This window comes from Xanthomonas sp. DAR 34887, assembly GCF_041245805.1.
GTDB classification, from domain to species: domain Bacteria; phylum Pseudomonadota; class Gammaproteobacteria; order Xanthomonadales; family Xanthomonadaceae; genus Xanthomonas_A; species Xanthomonas_A tesorieronis.
The window spans coordinates 1868366-1884414 of record NZ_CP162490.1; the positions used below are offsets into that span (position 1 = coordinate 1868366).

The following is a 16049-nucleotide window of genomic DNA, read 5'->3' on the forward strand; positions in this document are numbered from 1 at the left end:
ACGCAGCGACCCACGCGTGCAGCGCACGTCGACGCAGGCTTGGCCGGCACAGCGCGATGCAGGGGACATCGCGCGGCGCTCTTTGTAACGCCGTTGCGCGGACAGGCCGTTGTGCAGCGCGGTAGAGGCGCCGTTTGCGTGACAGGTTGCGCAGGCCGGTCGCCAGCGCTGCGTGTCCTCCGGCGCGCCGTGCGCGGCGCGACGCTCGTCATGGAGACGGCACTCGCTGGCCTCGGGCCTGCGCTCGCGACGGGCGCTGCCGCTGCCGCGTGGTGCAGCCCAGTGCATGTTTTCGCTGCGAGTGTGTGCCTGTCGATCGCCTCTTCGGTCGCTGCCAAAAAAAAGGCCGCCCAAGGGCGGCCTCCACCGACGCGTGGGAGGGGAGCCGCGTCAGAAGAACAGGCGCACGCCGAACGAGGCGTTGCGGCCGGGCAGCATCACGTCGTCCTTCAGGAACGAGGTGTGCACGCGCGCGTCCTGGTCGGTCAGGTTGTTGCCGTCCAGGAACACTTCCCAGGCGGTGCTGCCGGCATCGACGTGGTAAGCCAGGTGCGCATCGACCATGGTATAGCCGTCGGTCGGGGTCTCGTTGACCGCCACCTTGTCCTGCTTCTGGTAGCGGGTGGCGCCGAGCGAGGCGCGCCAGTTGTTCGCATCCCAGCGCAGCTGCGCACCGTAGCGTGCCGGAGCGATGCGCGGCAGGTTGCCGCCGTCCTTCAGCCGCGCGCGCACGGTGTCGCCGAACACCCTCAGGTCCCAGGCGCCGCTGTCGTTGTCGGCCAGGTGGAAGGTGGCATCGCCCTCGAAACCATGGAAGATCGCGTCGGCCTGGGTCCACTGGCGGATCGGCAGGAAGTCGTTGTCCTCCTCGTGGAACCACTGCGCGCCGGTATCGGCGATGTAGATGAAGTCGTCGTAGCGGTTGTAGTACGCCGCCACCTTGGCATCCACCCAAGTGTTCTTGAAGTTCAGTCCCAGCTCGGCCTGGTTGGCCTTCTCCGGCTTGAGGTCGGCGTCGCCGATCTCGTAGGCGAGGGTGGCGATGTGCGGGCCGTCGGCGAACAGTTCTTCCTCGGCCGGCGCGCGCTCGGCATGGTCGAGGTTGGCGGTCAGGCGCCACTGTTCGTTGAAGCGGAAGCCGCCGCTGAGCGAGACGCTCTTCGGGGTGAAGTCGCGGTCCACGCCGCTGTCGGTCTCGTACTTGACCTTGTCCACGCGCGCGCCGACTTCAGCGCTGACGCGGTCCCAGTTGTTGCGGGCCACGGCGAACACGCCGATGGCGCGGGTGTCGGTCTTCGGCACGAACGCCTCTTCGCCGATCGCCTGGAAGGTGGAGTCGCTGCCCTGCACGCCGAACGCGGTCTGCCAGCCGCCGCCGACGGTGAAGGAGGCTTCGACCCGCCCTTCGTTGGCGCGCTTGTCGAACACCGTGCCCACTTCCTCGCCTTCGAACTCGATGTGGGTGTAGGCGGTATGGCCGAAGCTGTAGCGCAGCGCGCTGCCGTCGCCCCACGGATCGGTCAGCCCGCCCTTGAGTTCGTAGCGGTCCTGGTGCATGCGCAGCGACACGCCGCGCTCGCCGGCGGCCGGATCGCCGGGTTCGCCCGGGTTGCCGTAATTGTCGCGGAAGCGCGAGATCGACACGCCGACGAAGCCCCAGTCGCCGGCCAGCGAGCTGCCGATCGAGCCGGTCTTGCCGTCCAGGAAGGAATTGGCCTGGCGGCCCTGCGGGGTGTCGTAGTCGTTCTGGTTGCGGTACACGCCGTCGGCATGGATCGACAGGCCGCTGCCGTTGCCGGCATCGACCCGGAACATGTCGGTGTTGCCGTCCTTGTCGCCGCCGTCGAAGCGCACTTCGGCGCGGCCGTGCACACCGTCCACCGGAGTCTCGGCGATGCGCCCGTCGACCACGTTGACCACGCCGCCGATCGCGCCGGAGCCGTACAGCAGGGTGGACGGGCCCTTCAGCACTTCGATCTGGTCGGCCAGGAACGACTCCACCGCCGGCGAATGGTCCTGGCTGACGGTGGACACGTCCTGGGTGGACAGGCCGTCGCTGAGCACCGCCACGCGCGGGCCGTCCAGGCCGCGGATGATCGGCCGGCCGACGCCGGGGCCGAAGTTGGAACTCTGCACGCCGGGCAGGCTGGCCACGGTCTCGCCGACGCTGGCGCCGCGGTTCTCGTCCAGGCGCTCGCCGGCCAGCACGTCCACCGGTTGGCTCAGGTCGCCGGCGGCATCGCGCAGCGGGCTGGCGGTGACCACCACCGCGTCCATGTCCTTCACGTGGCGGTCCTGCTTGTGGCCGTCGGCATGGCGGCTGTCGCTGGCCGGTGGCGTGGCGGCGTCCGCGGTGGTCGCATCGGCGGCCAGGGCGAGGGCGGGGCTGAGCAGGCCGCCCAGCGCGAGGGACAAGGCGGTGCGACGGAACGAACGGGAGCGGGAAAAGGACATAGACATACCGAGTGGGGGGGAATAAGGCGCCGCCAGGCGAGCGCGGGCGCTCGCGTTCGCCGCGCGGAGGCGGCGGCAGGCAGGGCGTAAGGGCGTGGCGACCCCTGGTCGCCGGCCGAGTAATGTTATATTATTCTATAACGCAATCACCACTGTGCTGGAAGTCATGACGCCCACCTCCGATCTGCGCGCATTGCTCGACCGCCTCGGCGCCACTGGTTCGCTGCTGTGCGCGGTGCACTGCGCGCTGCTGCCGCTGGCGCTGGCCGTGTTGCCCTCGCTGGGCCTGTCGGTGTGGCTGGGCGATGGCGTGGAACGCACGCTGGTGCTGTTCGTGACCTGCCTGGGCCTGTTCAGTCTGGTGCTCGGCTATCGCCGGCATCGCGCCTGGCAGGCGCTGGGCTTGCTGCTGTTGGGTCTGCTGTCGCTGTGGGCCGGCATGCTGGTGCCGGCGCTGCATCACGCAGTGGCGCCGCACGCGGCGATCATGACCTTCGGCGGCACCCTGGTCGGGCTGGCGCATCTGCTCAACCTGCGCCTGAACCACGGCCACGTGCACGACGCCAGCTGCGCCCACTGAGCGCACGTGATAGGCTTGCCGCCCTTGCGCGAGGGCGCCGACCGCGTTGGCCTCGCCAAACCCGTGCATCGCGCGGGGATTTTCGCACACACATTCAGGAGTCGATGAGCATGGGTAAGGGTGACCGCAAGACCGCCAAGGGCAAGCGCTACAACGCCAGCTATGGCAATTCGCGCTCGCACAGCGTGAGCAAGGTGGCCGTGGGCGCAGCTGCGCCGGTCGCCAAGAAGTCGGTGGTCAAGGCCCCGGCGGCGAAGAAGGCCGTGGCCAAGAAGACGGTCGCCAAGGCCGGCTGAGCCTCGGCTCCAGCGGTACAAAAAACGCGGCGCTTGCGCCGCGTTTTTTTTGCCTCGGGAAAATGCGCCGCCGCCGCTTCAGCCCCTCTCCCTCCGGGAGAGGGGTTGGGGTGAGGGTGCGGCGCGAAGCGACTCGCGGCGCTTTGGGGGGGGGCGCGAGGCTTCGCCCGTACCCTCATCCGCCCCTTCGGGGCACCTTTCTCCCGATGGGAGAAGGAAAGCCGCGGGGCCCCTCTCTCCTCGGGAGAGGGGTTGGAGTAAAGGGTCCGACGCGAAGCGACCCGCGGAGCTGCCGCTCAGCGCGGCGGATCGTCCTCGCCGCTGTCGCCGGCCAGGTCGACCGTCAGCGGCGTCGGCTCCGGTTCGGGCGCGGCCACCACCGGCACCACCAGCAATTGTTCGGCCAGGCCGCGATAGATCGGCGTGCGGCACACCAGCGCCGAGGCGCCGCGCGCGATCAGCACCGTGGCCAGGATCGGCAGCAGCATGTCGCTGCTGTCGGTCAGTTCCAGCGAGATTACCGCCGAGGTCAGCGGCGCCTGGGTCACGCCGGTCAGATAGGCGCACATGCCGAGCAGCACGAAGGTGCGCGGATCCACGTCCGGCATCAGCACCGCCAGGTTGTGCCCGACGCCGGCGCCGACCGCCAGCGCCGGCGAGAACAGGCCGCCGGGGATGCCGGCCACGTACGACACCAGGTTCGCCAGCAGCTTCATCAGCCCGAACTCGTGGCCGACGCTGGCGTGGCCCTGCACCAGGCTGCGCGCCTGTTCGTAGCCGGTGCCGAACGCGCCGTTGCCGAAGACCAGGCCCAGCGCGACCAGGGCCAGGCCGCAGCCCGCGGCCAGCAATACCGGGTGGCGGCCGCGCAGCGCGCCCAGCCAGCGCGGCTTGCCGGCCACCGTGGCCAGCACCATGCGGCTGAAGGCGCCGCCGAGCAGGCCGGCGACCACCCCGCACAGCACGATCGCCAGCCATGCCCGGCCCAGCGGCAGCGCCGCGGAGACCTTGCCGAAATAGGTGTAGTTGCCGAGCAGGCCCAGCGAGATCACGCCGCCGACGATCACCGCGGTCAGCAAGGTGCCGGAGAACCGGTGTTCGAAACGGCCGCTCAGTTCCTCGATCGCGAACACCACCCCGGCCAGCGGCGTGTTGAACGCCGCGGCGATGCCGGCGGCGCCGCCGGCGAGCAGGAAATGCGAGGCCTGGCGCGGGTCGCGGAAACCGAACCAGCGCCCGAGCACGTACATCAGGCTGGCACCGACGTGCACGGTGGGGCCTTCGCGCCCGACCGAGGCGCCGCCGAGCAGGGCCAGCGTGGTCAGCAGCAATTTGCCGGCCGACACGCGCAGCGACAGGTTGGTCTGCCGGAATGCGTCGTCGGGCCGTTCCAGCGCGGCGATGACCTGCGGAATGCCGCTGCCGCGGGTGGGGCGCAGCACGCCGTTGGTCAGCCAGGCCAGCAGCGCGAACACGCTCGGCGTGAGCAACAGCGCCCACCACGGCGAATGCGCGATGATGCGCTGGAACAGATGGAAGGCGGCGTCGCTGGCCTTGGCGAACACGATGGCGACCAGCGCCACCGCGACCGCGCCGCCCCACAGCACCGCGCGCTGTTTCCAGCTTTCGTGCGAGAGCAACGGGCGTAGGCGCTGGCGCATGCGCGGCGGCGGCACGGGATCGGGCGACTGCATGCGCGGATTGTCGCATGCGCGCCATCGCGTGGACCTGCCGCCGCGTCCACGCATTCATGCCTGGGGCGGTGTGCGGCGTCGCAGATTGGTCGCGTTACTGCATCGAATGCTTGCGATGGCGATGCGGCCGCTGCCGTCGGTGATGTGGTGTGCGAGCGAGGCAAGGATTGCGAAGCGCCGCCAATGCAGTAGCCCCTCTCCCCCCGGGAGAGGGGTTGGGGTGAGGGTGCGGCGCGAAGCGTCTCGCGGCGTTTGGGTGCACGAGGCTGCGCCCGTACCCTCATCCGCCCCTGCGGGGCACCTTCCCCCAAAAAGGGGGCCATGGTCCCGAGGGGAGAAGGGAACAGCCGCTAGCCCCTCTCCCCCCGGGAGAGGGGTTGGGGTGAGGGTACGTCGGCACGAACGGCCCGAGACGCCGCAGTTTGCGGACTTCGCTAGTCTTCCGATTCGTCCCCTTGTGACCTTCCCGAGAAAAGTGGCCCTTGATCTCGCAGGCAGGAGGGCGACCGTCATCACCGCGTTGCCCCGTTCGCTCGCCGTCGCGCAGCTCAGTCGAACAACGCCGCCGTCGCACCATCCGCTTCGATGGCCCCACGCCGCTCCAACGCCAGCAGTGCGGCCTTGGTCGGCAGGCCGCCGCCGAAGCCGGTCAGGGTGCCGTTGGCGCCGATCACCCGATGGCAGGGCAGCACGATCGGCAGCGGATTGCGGCCGTTGGCGGCGCCGACCGCACGCACCGCCCGCGGCTGCTCGATGTGCCGCGCCAGCTGCGCGTAGCTCCAGGTCGCGCCGAACGGGATGTCGGCCAGCGCCTGCCACACGCGGCACTGGAACGCGGTGCCGCGCGGCGCCAGCGGCAGGTCGAAGCGGCTGCGTTCGCCGGCGAAATACGCCAGCAACTGCTCCCGCGCTTCGCGCACCGGCGCCGCGTCGCGGATCCAGTCGGCGCGGCCACGCGCGTCGTAGCGGTTCTCCGGGAACAGGATGTGGCGCACACCGTCGTCACCGACGGCCACGGTCAGTTCGCCGATAGGAGTGGCGAAGGCGTCGTAGTACAGGCGTTGCTCAATCATCGGAAGTCTCCTCGGGTGGATCGCCGGCCAGGTGCCACAGATGCAGCACGGCGTAGGCGCGCCATGGCCGCCAGGCCTGCGCGCGGGCGTCGGTGGCGCGTTCGCTCAGGCGCGCGCCGTCGGCGCCGAGCATGCGTTGCAGGACCAGGTCGCCGGCCGGGAACGCATCGGGCTGGCCGAGCGCGCGCAACGCGATGTAGTGCGCGGTCCAGGCGCCGATGCCGGGCAGGGCGGTGGCGCGTTCGACGAAGTCGGATAGGCGCTGGCCGGCGCGGAACTGCAGGCGTCCGTCCACCACCGCCGCGGCCAGCGCGCGGATCGTGGCGGCGCGCGAGCGCGGCAGGCCGATCGCCTCCAGCGGCGCGTCCAGCAGCTGCTGCGGCGCCGGGAACGCGCGGTCCAGGCCGGGTGGCTGCCCCGCTCGGTACGCGCCGTGGCGCTCGACCAGGCGCGCGGCCAGGGTCGCCGCGCCGGCCACGCTGACCTGCTGGCCGAGCACCGCGCGGACCGCCACTTCGAAGCCGTCCCAGCCGCCGGGCACGCGCAGTCCCGGGCGCCGCGCGATCGCGCGCGCCAGCAGCGGTTCGGTGCCAAGCGTGGCATGCACGGCGCGCAGGTCGGCATCCAGGTCGAAGATGCGGCGCACGCGCCGTACGATGTCGGGAATCGCCCGCGGATCGGCCGCGGCGATCTGCAGGCGCAGTTCGTGGCGCTGCGGATCGGCTTCGACGCGGATCCGGGTGGAGGCGTCCAGCGGGCCGAGCACGCGCTCGTAGCTGGCCTCGCCGATGCGCTCGATGCCGGGGATCGCGCGCTTGCGCAGGAACGCCAGCATGGCCGCGAAATCCAGCGGCGGGCGGTAACCCAGGCGCAGCAGCAGATCGCCGCCGGGTACCTCGGCGCGCTGTTTGCGGATCGCCGAGGGCGGCATGCCGCAGCCTTCCAGGAACGCGGTGTTGAAGCGGCGCAGGCTGTTGAACCCGGCGGCCAGCGCCACCTGGGTGATCGGCAGCGCGGTCTCGGTCAGCAATTGCTTGGCCAGCAGCAGGCGCCGCGTCGCATGCACCGCCGCCGGGGTGGCGCCGAGCTGGGCGACGAACACGCGCTGCAACTGGCGCGCGCTGAGTCCGACGTCGGCGGCCAGCCGTTCGACGCTGGCGTCCTGCAGCGCGCCCTCGGCGATCAGCGCCAGCGCACGCTGCACCGATTCCTCGCCCAGGTGCTGTTGCGCTTCGGGCGACAGCTCCGGCCGGCAGCGCAGGCACGGACGGTAGCCGGCCGCGGCCGCGGCGGCGGCGCTGGGGTAGTAGCGCACGTTGCTGCGCTTGGGCGCCGGCGCCGGGCACACCGGCCGGCAATAGATGCCGGTGCTGCGCACGGCGGTGAAGAACACCCCGTCGAAGCGCGCATCGCGCGAGTGGCGGGCGCGGTCGTAGAGGTCGTGGTCGTCGGGCGTGATCTGCGGCATGGGGCCAGTCTAGTCTGCGCCGCTGCGCCAAACTCGCCGTTTTCGGACATGGATGCGCCGGCTCCGGCGTGCTCCTTGCGGGGCGCCTGTGCCGCACGCTTGCGGTTTAGGCGCAGTTGGGAACCGAATGCGTATCGGCACTAGACTAGCGAGGCGCACGCCGAACGCGCCGTCCCTTCCTTCGCGGATGACCTGCTTGCCTCTTCCGTCCAAAATCTGGTGGCTGTCGTTGTGCTGCGCTGGCCTGTTGTCGTGCCAGCAGGGCCCGTCATCTGCCGGCAGGACCGTGGCCGACAGTCCGCCCGGCGACGGCGAGCACATGGTGTCGGTCGGCACGCCGCCGCCCGCGCCCGCACCGCGGCCTGCGGCCACGCCCAAGCCCGATCCCGACGTCTGGGAGCAGGCGGCGCTGGAGAACGGCGAGGCCTTCGTCAGCTGCGACACCGACTACGCGGCCGCGGCCGGCGACGGCGAGGCGCTGGCCGGGCTGGACCGGCCGACGATCGAGGCGGCGCTGGCGCCATGCCGCGAGCGCGGCCTGCTGCGGGTGCGCTACGAAGGCAAGATCAACGCCGGTTTCGCCGAGATGGTGCGGCGCCTGGCCGAGGTCGCCGCGCATGCCGGCATCGGCAAGCGCGTGCTGGACCTGGATTCCAGCGGCGGTCAGGTGGAAGCGGCGATCCGCGCCGGCGATGCGATCGGCGAATCCGGCTGGACCATCTGGGTGCGCGAAGGCTCGATCTGCCACAGCGCCTGCGTGTTCGTGCTGGCCGCCGGCGACAACCGGTTGATCTCGGGCAAGGTCGGCATTCACCGCATGATGCGGATCAGTTCCACCGCGACCTCGCGCGCCGAGCTCAACCGCGAACTGCAGGAGGTCTACGGCAACGTCAAGGACTACCTGGAGCGCAACGGCGTGGCGGTGGCGGTAGCCGACCTGATGATGACCGTGCCCAACCGCAGCCTGCGCCTGCTCAGCAACGAAGAGCTCAAGCAGTACGGGCTGGACGGGACCAACGCGGTGCAGGACGACCTGGAGCGGATCAAGCAGTTGCGCAAGTGCGGCGACGATTTCGTGCGGCGCAAGGACGCGTTCCTGATCGCATTCGACCACGAGTGCAAGGCCAAGGGCGTGGACCTGGAGTCGCTCACCGCCTGTGGCCAGGCGCTGAAGCAGCGCTTCGGCTTCCCCGACCAGGCCTGCCCGGCGGAGAGCCCGCTGTCGGAAATCGACGTGGCCACGCTGCCGCTGGCCTCGCCCGGGGCCTGAACGCCGGTTGCGCGCTGCGCCCGGCGTTCACGCGCCAGGCACCGCGGCGGCGCTAGCGTCCGCGCCATCCACTTCGGGAGCAGGCGCATGGCGATCGGGACCAAGCTGATGGTGCGGCTATACCTGCCGCCGGCGATGCTGGCGCTGGGCGGTTTTGTGGTCGCCGAACTGCTGCTGCAGTTCGCCAACGGCGCGCATGCGCAGCTGCTGGCGCGCATCGCCTCGTTGCTGAGCCTGGCCGGCCTGCTGGGCGGCACCGCCTGGGCCCTGGGCGTCAGCTGGCATGCCTGGCACCGGCAGCGCTATGCGGTGCCGGTGAGCGCGGCCGCGCCGGGCGAGGAGCCGTGAGCATCACTGCGCAGGCACGCTTGGCCGGCGTAGACTGCCGCCCCTGCCATCACCGAGCTCCCTGAGCGATGCCCATGCCGTTGTCACTTCGACTGTTCCCCGCATTGTTCGGCGTTGCCGTGTTCGCTGCAGCGGCGCAGACCGCACCGGCACAGCCTGCGGCGCCCACGTCCGCCGCCGCCAGACCCGCGGCGGCCAGGCATGCCGATCCTGCCGCGCCGGGACCGCTGTCCAAGCAGGACGCGCAAATGGCCCAGGCCGGCCTGCGCGCGGCGCAGCTGGTCGATGCCGGACGCAGCGGCGAACTGTGGGACGGCGCATCGGCGGTGGCCAAGAAGGCCGTTACGCGCGAGGTGTTCGTGCGCCAGGTCGATGCCAGCCGCGCACGGCTCGGCGCGCTGCTCGGCCGCGGTGTGGCCAGCGTGGCGCGGGTGCAGTACGCCGCGGGTTCGCAGGTGCCGCCGGGGGTCTACGTCAACGTCAGTTTCCCCAGCCGCTTCGCCAATGCGCCGCAGCCGGTGCGCGAGCTGGTCTCGTTGCGCCTGGACGAGGACAAGACCTGGCGCCTGGTCGGCTATCACGTCGGTCCGCCGAACTGACGCGCATGCGCGCGCCGCTGCTTTCGTTTTCGCAACCGACCGAGGTGTCGATGAGTATCGAAATCCGCATGCTGGCCTGGGCGATCCTGCTCGGCATCGCGCAACTGCTGCTGGCTGCGGCGTTCGTCACCGCGCAACGCGGCATGAAGTGGAATGCCGGCGCGCGCGACGCGCAATTGCCGCCGCCCGCCGGCGTGGCCGGGCGCCTGGAGCGCGCGCTGCGCAACTTCCTGGAGACCTTCCCGTTCTTCGCCGCCGCGGCGCTGGCGGTGGTGGCGATGGGCAAGGGCAGTGCGCATACCGCGCTGGCGGCGCAGCTGTATTTCTGGGCGCGGCTGGCGTACGTGCCGTTGTATGCGGCGGGCGTGCCCTACCTGCGCAGTCTGGTCTGGCTGGTGTCGCTGTGGTCGATCCTGCAACTGGTGTGGGCGCTGTTCTGAGGCTGCGCGCCGCGTTCGACGCGCGCCGCTGCGACCGTTTGCCGCAGCGATGATCCAGATCAATGCCGCGCGCCGCGGCGGGTTTATGCTGGCTGCGTCTTGGACAGGAAGCGCAGCGATGCATGTGGATATCGCCATTGTCGGTGCCGGCCCCGCGGGCCTGTGTTTCGCCCGGTCTCTGGCCGGCAGCGGCTTGTCGCTGGCGCTGATCGAACCGCAGCCGCGCGCCGCCCTGGCCGAGGCCGCCTTCGACGGCCGCGAGATCGCGCTGACCCACGCCTCGCGCAGCCTGCTCGAGCAATTGGACCTGTGGTCGCGCATCGATCCGGACGCGATCGCGCCGCTACGCGATGCGCGGGTCATGAACGGCTCTTCGCCGTTCGCGCTGACCTTCGCCGCCAGCCAGGACCGCCGCGGCGATCTGGGCTGGCTGGTGCCCAATCACCTGATCCGCCGCGCCGCGTTCGCCGCGGTGCAGGCGCAGCCGGGCCTGACCTTGCTCGACGGCGTCTCGGTACAGGCGCTGCGCAGCGACGACATCCAGGCGCAGCTGATGCTGTCCAATGGCCAGGCGCTGACCGCGCGCCTGGTGGTGGCGGCCGACAGCCGCTTCTCGTCGACCCGGCGCATGCTCGGCATCGGCGCGCAGATGCGCGATTTCGGGCGCAGCATGCTGGTCTGCCGGGTCAGCCATGAGCGCCCGCACCACCACACCGCCTGGGAGTGGTTCGGCTACGGCCAGACCCTGGCGCTGCTGCCGCTGCACGGCAACCAAGCCTCGGCGGTGCTGACCTTGTCGCCGGACCGCGCGCAGGCGCTGCTGGACATGGACACCGCCGCGCTGGGTGCGGAGATCAGCGCCCGCTTCGAGCAGCGGCTCGGCGCGATGACGCCGATCGTGCGGCCGCAGGCGTATCCATTGGTCGCGGTGTACGCGCACCGCTTCGTCGGCAAGCGCTACGCGCTGATCGGCGACGCGGCGGTGGGCATGCATCCGGTGACCGCGCACGGTTTCAATTTCGGCCTGCAGAGCCAGGCGCGGCTGGCGCGCGCACTGCATGCGGCCGTGGCGCAGGGCCGCGACATCGCCGCGCCGGCCTTGCTGGCCGGTTACGAGCGCGGCCACCGCCTGGCCACGCGGCCGCTGTACGAGGCGACCAACGCGATCGCCGCGCTGTACACCGACGACCGTCTGCCGGCACGCGCGCTGCGCAATGCGGCCTTGCGCGTGGCCGACCGAGTGGGGCCGTTCAAGCGCGCGATCGCCGCGCACCTGACCCAGCGCGCAGCGGTGGGTGCGCGCTGAGATGCGGATGCGCGCGGGATGCTAGAGAAATATCTTCGTCGCTTGGCGAGCCAGCGCGACGCTTAGTGCCACGCCAGCGGCATCCCGCTTCTTTCGTGGGCCTGCATACACCCTGTAGGAGCGGCTTCAGCCGCGACCGGGTGTGTCAGGAAGGTTCCGGTCGCGGCTGAAGCCGCTCCTACAAAAAGCCGGCGTCGGCGCATGGTGCCTGCCGCTCTATTCGCTTGGGATAGTCGTTGTGGGAGCGACTTCAGTCGCGACGGGCTCTACCGGTAAGCCCGTCGCGACTGAAGTCGCTCCCACAAAAAATATCGCTGCCTGCACAGATGCGAGCGAGCGCCTAGCGCCGCGGCGTGCCGCCGATGCGGCGTTCTTCAGCCCCGGCAACGAGCAGGGCGAGGGCGCCTTGCACATCGCCCGCGCGCTGCGCCGCCTCGATCGGGGCGATGGCCCAGTCGCAGCCAGCGCGGCGCAGATGCAGGCGCCAGTCGCCGCACCAGCCGTCCAGTTCGTCCAGGCCCAGGAAGATGGCGCCGCCGCGTTCGGCATGCCCGCCGCGAATGGATTGCGACAGGCAGAACGGCCGCGCCGCGTCGGGGTCGATCGACAGTGCGTAGACGTCGTGCAGCGGATCGTCCGCCGACGGCGCGATGTTGCGCGCGCCGATGTCGATCAGCATGGCGCGACCGCCGTGCGCGGCGGCCGCAGACGCGACGCGCAGGGCGCGCCGTTCACGCTCATGCCTTGCCGATCACCCGGATCTGCACGTCGTCCAGTTCCACCACCTGGCCCGCGCGGATCTTGCAGGCCTTGCGCACTTCCACTTCGCCGTCCACGCGGACCTGGCCTTCGCTGATCACGGTCTTGGCCGCGCCGCCGCTGTCGCACACGCCGGTCAGTTTCAGCAGGTGCTTGAGTTCGACGTAGTCGCTTTCTAACTGGAGATCGATGGTCTGCATTGGGGGACGCTGTTCGGAAATCGGCGCCCATTGTCGGTCATTCGCGGAGGAAACGCTCGGACTTCGCGCCGCGCACGCTGCGCTGGGCCTCTTCGCACGCATCGCGACGCGACGGCTGCGCACTCAGTCGTGCCGAAAACGCTCCACCTCGTCGAGCAGAGCGCTGGCCTTGCGCAGGCTCGCGCCGCCCAGACTGTCGTCGACGATCCGCTGCAGCCGCGGCCGCGCGGGATAGCGCGAACACCGATAGAGCCACACGCTGCCGGCAAGACCCGCCGCGCCGACGCCAAGCCCGCTCCACACCACGGCCGGCGCTGCCGCCAGCAGATCGATGCCGGCGAGCGCGGCCAGCACCATCAACACCGGCACCCACAGCAGCCACCACGACAGTCCGCAGACCACGCCGCTGCCCACGTACCAGCGCCGGGTGTGCGCGATCCGGCGCTGGATCTCCAGCACCGGTGCGCTGTAGTCGATGTGCAGCAACCGGCCCAGGACGATGCCGGCCAGCGCCACGGTGGCCACGCCGTAGGCATGCATCGCCACGCCGGCGGCGATCAGGTGCCCCGGCAGCGTGCCGCCGCGGCTCCACAGCAGGCCGGCCAGGGCGATGCAGCACAGGCCGAACGGCACCTGCAGGAACTGGCCCCACAGCAGCGGGCGCAGGCTGCGCTGCACGCGCTGCAGGCTGTGCTGCCGCAGCTGCTGCGCTTGCAGGCGGTCGTGACGTTGCAGGCGCTGGTCCAGCGCCAGCCAGGCGTGTTTCAGTTCGTCGGGATGCATGGGTCGGGTCCTGTGGAAGAGTCAGAGTTCGTCGCGGAGGCGTTGCTTGAGGCGGCCGATCTTGGTGGAGACGTTGCTTTCGCCGATGCCCAGGATCTCGGCGATCTCGCGCTGCGGGCGGTCGTCCAGGTACAGCAGGGCCAGCGCCCGCTCCAGCGCCGGCAGCTGCGCGATGAAGCGGTACAGGGCCTGCACCTGGCGTTCGCGCTCCGGGTCGGCGGCGTGCGGGTCGGCGATGTCCAGGTCCTGCAGCGGCAGGGTCTGCCGGTGCGCCCGGCTGCGCCCGCGCAGGTCGCCGATCGCCACGTTCAGCGCGATCCGGTACAGCCAGGTGGAGAACGGCCGCTGCTGGTCGTAGCGGGGAAAGGCCCGCCAGGCCTGCGCGGCGATCTCCTGGATCAGGTCGGCACGATCGTCCGGATCCCGGCAATAGCTGCCGGCCACTTTCGCGACGATGCCGCGGTGCGCCTGCAACAGCGTGGCGAAGTCGGCGGGAGGCGCTGCGGCGGGGGTGAGAGCGTCGGGCATCGGGCGGGTCGCGGAAGGGTCTGCAAGGTGATTCGCGGCAGGCCGGGGTTTCTCACGCCTGAACGGCTTCGTTCACCCGGTTTCGACATGCGGCCCGGCAAGGCGCACAATGTGCTTCTTTGCGCCTGCCGGTTCTCTGCGGCGCCTCCGGAGTCTCCCATGTCCCAAGATACCCCCGCGCCGCTGCTGTTCGCAGATCTCGGCCTCTCGCCTGCTGTGATGAAAGCCGTCTCCGACGTCGGCTACGAGTCGCCGTCGCCGATCCAGGCCGCCACCATTCCCGCGCTGCTGACCGGCCGCGACCTGCTCGGCCAGGCCCAGACCGGCACCGGCAAGACCGCCGCGTTCGCGCTGCCGATCCTGTCGCGGCTGGATTTCAACCAGCGCAAGCCGCAGGCGCTGGTGCTGGCGCCGACCCGCGAACTGGCGATCCAGGTCGCCGAGGCGTTCCACCGCTATGCCGCGGCGATCCCCGGCTTCCAGGTGCTGCCGGTGTACGGCGGCCAGCCCTACGTGCAGCAGCTGTCGGCGCTCAAGCGCGGCGTGCACGTGGTGGTGGGTACCCCGGGGCGGGTCATCGACCACCTCGATCGCGGCACCCTGGATCTGTCGGAGCTGAGGACGCTGGTGCTCGACGAAGCCGACGAGATGCTGCGCATGGGCTTCATCGACGACGTCGAGGCGGTGCTGAAGAAGCTGCCGGACTCGCGCCAGGTGGCGCTGTTCTCGGCGACCATGCCGACCGCGATCAAGCGCATCGCGCAGACCTATCTGAACGACCCGGCCGAAGTCATCATCGCCTCCAAGACCACCACGTCGGCGAACATCCGCCAGCGCTATTGGGCGGTCAGCGGACTGCACAAGCTCGATGCGCTGACCCGGATCCTGGAAGTGGAGCCGTTCGACGCGATGATCATCTTCGCGCGCACCAAGGCCGGTACCGACGAGCTGGCGCAGAAGCTGCAGGCGCGCGGTCTGGCCGCCGCGGCGATCAACGGCGACATCCAGCAGGCGCAGCGCGAGCGGGTGATCCAGCAGCTCAAGGACGGCAAGCTCGACATCCTGGTCGCCACCGACGTGGCCGCACGCGGCCTGGACGTGGAGCGGATCAGCCACGTGCTGAACTACGACATTCCCTACGACACCGAAAGCTACGTGCACCGCATCGGCCGCACCGGCCGCGCCGGCCGCAGCGGCGAGGCGATCCTGTTCGTGAGCCCGCGCGAGAAGGGCATGTTGCGCGCGATCGAGCGCGCCACCCGGCAGCCGATCGAAGAGATGCAGCTGCCGAGCGTGGACGCAGTCAACGACCAGCGCGTGACCCGCTTCATGGAAAAGATCAGCGAGACCATCGCCAGCGGCGGCATCGACATGTACCGCGATCTGCTGCAGAAGTTCGAGGCCGAGAAGAACGTGCCGATGGTCGAGGTGGCCGCGGCGCTGGCGCGCCTGCTGCAGGGCGACACGCCGCTGCTGTTGGCGCCGGAGCGCGCGCGTCCGCCGCAGGGCGAGCGTTTCGAGCGACCGGGCGCCGAGCGCCGCGAGCGCGCCGACCGCGGCGAGCGCACCGAACGCCCCAGGTTCGAGCCCAAGTTCGACCGCGAGGCGCGCCCGCCGCGCCGCGATGAAGGCGAGCGCGCGCCGCGTCCGCCGCGTCCCGCGCCGGCCGGGCATGGCCCGGATTACGACTACCAGCGCGATGTCGGCAGCTTCGAGGCGCCGCGCCGCGACAAGGCGCCCAAGGCGCCGCGCGGCGAGCCGGAAGTGGGCATGGAGACCTACCGCATCGAAGTGGGCCACCAGCATGGGGTCAAGCCGGCCAACATCGTCGGCGCGATCGCCAACGAGGCCGGCCTGGAGAGCAAGTACATCGGCCGCATCGACATCCACGACGACCATTCGGTGCTGGACCTGCCGGCGGACATGCCGCGCGAGCTGCTGACCCACCTGAAGAAGGTCTGGGTCTCCGGCCAACAACTGCAGATGCGCAAGCTCGACGGCGACGACGCCGGCAGCGCGCCGTTCAAGCCGAAGTTCGCGCGTGGCGCCGGCAAGCCCGGCGGCCGCCCGAACGCGGCCGGTCCGCGCCCATCGGGCGCCGCCACCCGCATCGCCGACCGCGGCGCCGGCGAGCGCCCGCCGCGCAAGGGGCCGCCGAAGCGCTGAAGAGCCGGGATTGGGGATTGGGGATTCGGGATTCGTCTCGGTCCCCAGTCCTGCGATGCCTCGTGCCGCTGCCGATAGCGGACTT

Annotated in this window: 16 protein-coding genes; 8 read left to right on the forward strand and 8 right to left on the reverse strand. The window is 70.7% G+C overall.

All coding sequences use genetic code 11. The annotated features are described in order from the left end of the window. Nucleotides 1-390 precede the first annotated feature (390 nt). Nucleotides 391-2454, reverse strand: a complete 2064-nt coding sequence (locus tag AB3X08_RS07870) for a TonB-dependent receptor (RefSeq protein WP_369937437.1) — start codon at nt 2452-2454, stop codon at nt 391-393. 166 nt (nt 2455-2620) lie between these two features. On the opposite strand from AB3X08_RS07870, the gene AB3X08_RS07875 reads away from it, so the two are divergent. Further along, entirely contained in the window at nt 2621-3034 is a 414-nt protein-coding gene (locus AB3X08_RS07875; RefSeq protein WP_184410535.1) for a MerC domain-containing protein, read from the forward strand. 110 nt (nt 3035-3144) lie between these two features. Continuing rightward, nucleotides 3145-3330 (forward strand): 30S ribosomal protein THX, encoded by a 186-nt coding sequence (locus AB3X08_RS07880; protein WP_184410534.1) that lies wholly within the window; start codon nt 3145-3147, stop codon nt 3328-3330. Between the two features lie 296 nt (nt 3331-3626). On the opposite strand, the gene AB3X08_RS07885 is transcribed toward AB3X08_RS07880, so the two are convergent. The 3 genes from AB3X08_RS07885 to AB3X08_RS07895 all read right to left on the reverse strand — a co-directional run bounded on the left by AB3X08_RS07885 (nt 3627) and on the right by AB3X08_RS07895 (nt 7565). Further along, nucleotides 3627-5024: a chloride channel protein gene (locus AB3X08_RS07885; protein ID WP_369937439.1), complete on the reverse strand. Its 1398-nt coding sequence runs from the start codon at nt 5022-5024 to the stop codon at nt 3627-3629. Between the two features lie 548 nt (nt 5025-5572). Next, on the reverse strand, nt 5573-6097 hold the full coding sequence (locus tag AB3X08_RS07890) for a methylated-DNA--[protein]-cysteine S-methyltransferase (RefSeq protein WP_369937440.1): 525 nt from the start codon (nt 6095-6097) through the stop codon (nt 5573-5575). Next, complete coding sequence (locus AB3X08_RS07895) at nt 6090-7565, reverse strand: DNA-3-methyladenine glycosylase 2 family protein (protein ID WP_369937441.1); 1476 nt, start codon at nt 7563-7565, stop codon at nt 6090-6092. The genes AB3X08_RS07890 and AB3X08_RS07895 overlap by 8 nt, the downstream gene beginning before the upstream one ends. A 187-nt stretch (nt 7566-7752) precedes the next feature. Here AB3X08_RS07895 and AB3X08_RS07900 point away from each other — a divergent pair, with 187 nt between their 5' ends. The 5 genes from AB3X08_RS07900 to ubiM all read left to right on the forward strand — a co-directional run bounded on the left by AB3X08_RS07900 (nt 7753) and on the right by ubiM (nt 11528). Continuing rightward, nucleotides 7753-8835 (forward strand): hypothetical protein, encoded by a 1083-nt coding sequence (locus AB3X08_RS07900; RefSeq protein WP_369937442.1) that lies wholly within the window; start codon nt 7753-7755, stop codon nt 8833-8835. Between the two features lie 87 nt (nt 8836-8922). After that, nucleotides 8923-9183 carry a hypothetical protein gene (locus AB3X08_RS07905; RefSeq protein WP_369937443.1) on the forward strand — a complete coding sequence of 87 codons (261 nt, stop codon included), beginning with the start codon at nt 8923-8925 and terminating at the stop codon, nt 9181-9183. Between the two features lie 74 nt (nt 9184-9257). After that, nucleotides 9258-9782, forward strand: coding sequence for a DUF4019 domain-containing protein (locus tag AB3X08_RS07910; protein WP_369937444.1), 525 nt, complete (start codon nt 9258-9260; stop codon nt 9780-9782). Between the two features lie 50 nt (nt 9783-9832). Continuing rightward, nucleotides 9833-10222, forward strand: a complete 390-nt coding sequence (locus AB3X08_RS07915; protein WP_369937445.1) for an MAPEG family protein — start codon at nt 9833-9835, stop codon at nt 10220-10222. Nucleotides 10223-10340: 118 nt separating this feature from the next. Beyond that, nucleotides 10341-11528, forward strand: coding sequence for a 5-demethoxyubiquinol-8 5-hydroxylase UbiM (gene ubiM, locus AB3X08_RS07920; RefSeq protein WP_369937446.1), 1188 nt, complete (start codon nt 10341-10343; stop codon nt 11526-11528). A gap of 340 nt (nt 11529-11868) precedes the next feature. Here the strand turns inward: ubiM and AB3X08_RS07925 are convergent, their stop codons facing one another. The 4 genes from AB3X08_RS07925 to AB3X08_RS07940 form a co-directional block, all read right to left on the reverse strand. Continuing rightward, complete coding sequence (locus AB3X08_RS07925) at nt 11869-12207, reverse strand: hypothetical protein (RefSeq protein WP_369937447.1); 339 nt, start codon at nt 12205-12207, stop codon at nt 11869-11871. 58 nt (nt 12208-12265) lie between these two features. Next, on the reverse strand, nt 12266-12487 hold the full coding sequence (locus tag AB3X08_RS07930; RefSeq protein ID WP_145707723.1) for an RNA-binding S4 domain-containing protein: 222 nt from the start codon (nt 12485-12487) through the stop codon (nt 12266-12268). A 123-nt stretch (nt 12488-12610) separates the two neighbouring features. After that, entirely contained in the window at nt 12611-13270 is a 660-nt protein-coding gene (locus AB3X08_RS07935; protein ID WP_369937448.1) for a serine/threonine protein kinase, read from the reverse strand. Between the two features lie 21 nt (nt 13271-13291). Then, the gene (locus AB3X08_RS07940; protein WP_369937450.1) at nt 13292-13798 is read right to left on the reverse strand and encodes an RNA polymerase sigma factor; all 507 of its coding nucleotides are present in this window, start codon (nt 13796-13798) and stop codon (nt 13292-13294) included. Between the two features lie 159 nt (nt 13799-13957). Here AB3X08_RS07940 and AB3X08_RS07945 point away from each other — a divergent pair, with 159 nt between their 5' ends. After that, on the forward strand, nt 13958-15964 hold the full coding sequence (locus AB3X08_RS07945) for a DEAD/DEAH box helicase (protein WP_369937451.1): 2007 nt from the start codon (nt 13958-13960) through the stop codon (nt 15962-15964). Nucleotides 15965-16049 lie beyond the last annotated feature (85 nt).

What these genes read in the sequence shown, in the direction of transcription:
- AB3X08_RS07885 (WP_369937439.1), bottom strand. Translation starts at nt 5,024, where the DNA reads ATGCAGTCGCCCGATCCCGTGCCGCCGCCGCGCATGCGCCAGCGCCTA.
- AB3X08_RS07890 (WP_369937440.1), bottom strand. Translation starts at nt 6,097, where the DNA reads ATGATTGAGCAACGCCTGTACTACGACGCCTTCGCCACTCCTATCGGC.
- AB3X08_RS07930 (WP_145707723.1), bottom strand. Translation starts at nt 12,487, where the DNA reads ATGCAGACCATCGATCTCCAGTTAGAAAGCGACTACGTCGAACTCAAG.
- AB3X08_RS07945 (WP_369937451.1), top strand. Translation starts at nt 13,958, where the DNA reads ATGTCCCAAGATACCCCCGCGCCGCTGCTGTTCGCAGATCTCGGCCTC.
- AB3X08_RS07910 (WP_369937444.1), top strand. Translation starts at nt 9,258, where the DNA reads ATGCCGTTGTCACTTCGACTGTTCCCCGCATTGTTCGGCGTTGCCGTG.
- ubiM (WP_369937446.1), top strand. Translation starts at nt 10,341, where the DNA reads ATGCATGTGGATATCGCCATTGTCGGTGCCGGCCCCGCGGGCCTGTGT.
- AB3X08_RS07915 (WP_369937445.1), top strand. Translation starts at nt 9,833, where the DNA reads ATGAGTATCGAAATCCGCATGCTGGCCTGGGCGATCCTGCTCGGCATC.
- AB3X08_RS07870 (WP_369937437.1), bottom strand. Translation starts at nt 2,454, where the DNA reads ATGTCCTTTTCCCGCTCCCGTTCGTTCCGTCGCACCGCCTTGTCCCTC.
- AB3X08_RS07900 (WP_369937442.1), top strand. Translation starts at nt 7,753, where the DNA reads ATGACCTGCTTGCCTCTTCCGTCCAAAATCTGGTGGCTGTCGTTGTGC.
- AB3X08_RS07940 (WP_369937450.1), bottom strand. Translation starts at nt 13,798, where the DNA reads ATGCCCGACGCTCTCACCCCCGCCGCAGCGCCTCCCGCCGACTTCGCC.
- AB3X08_RS07895 (WP_369937441.1), bottom strand. Translation starts at nt 7,565, where the DNA reads ATGCCGCAGATCACGCCCGACGACCACGACCTCTACGACCGCGCCCGC.
- AB3X08_RS07875 (WP_184410535.1), top strand. Translation starts at nt 2,621, where the DNA reads ATGACGCCCACCTCCGATCTGCGCGCATTGCTCGACCGCCTCGGCGCC.
- AB3X08_RS07935 (WP_369937448.1), bottom strand. Translation starts at nt 13,270, where the DNA reads ATGCATCCCGACGAACTGAAACACGCCTGGCTGGCGCTGGACCAGCGC.
- AB3X08_RS07905 (WP_369937443.1), top strand. Translation starts at nt 8,923, where the DNA reads ATGGCGATCGGGACCAAGCTGATGGTGCGGCTATACCTGCCGCCGGCG.
- AB3X08_RS07880 (WP_184410534.1), top strand. Translation starts at nt 3,145, where the DNA reads ATGGGTAAGGGTGACCGCAAGACCGCCAAGGGCAAGCGCTACAACGCC.
- AB3X08_RS07925 (WP_369937447.1), bottom strand. Translation starts at nt 12,207, where the DNA reads ATGCTGATCGACATCGGCGCGCGCAACATCGCGCCGTCGGCGGACGAT.